This is a genomic window from Schumannella sp. 10F1B-5-1, from assembly GCF_006517535.1.
Taxonomy (GTDB): domain Bacteria; phylum Actinomycetota; class Actinomycetes; order Actinomycetales; family Microbacteriaceae; genus Schumannella.
The window spans coordinates 1-354 of sequence record NZ_VHQH01000306.1 but is presented as its reverse complement, the minus strand read 5'-3'; the positions used below and the strand labels follow the sequence as shown (position 1 = coordinate 354).

The window sequence follows — 354 nt, the reverse complement described above, 5'->3', positions numbered from 1 at the left end:
ATCGGCGCCGGCCACGATGCGCGCGGCGGTGGTCGCGTCGAATCGCTCTCGCTCGGTGATCACCGTGACGTGGTCGGTGAGGGCGCGCATCCGATCGGCCGCCGAGTCGACCTTCGGCCGGCCGACGTCGCGCAGGCCGTGGACGGTCTGCCGGGGGAGGTTGCTCTCGTCGACGGTGTCGTGGTCGACGACGACGATCGTGCCGACCCCTGCCGCGGCGAGCGCCGGGAGCACGGCGCTGCCGAGCCCGCCCGCCCCGATCACCACGACGCGTGCGGCCGCGAGGCGCTCCTGCCCCGGCGCGCCGAAGCCGGTCAGCACGCGTTGGCGGGCGTAGCGAGGCGAGTCGGCGGA

Annotated in this window: 1 protein-coding gene; it reads right to left on the bottom strand. The window is 75.7% G+C overall.

Annotated elements, in window-relative coordinates; genetic code table 11:
• The coding region (locus FJ658_RS15805) for a ThiF family adenylyltransferase (RefSeq protein ID WP_219995804.1) at positions 1-354 on the bottom strand (354 nt) is incomplete at both ends.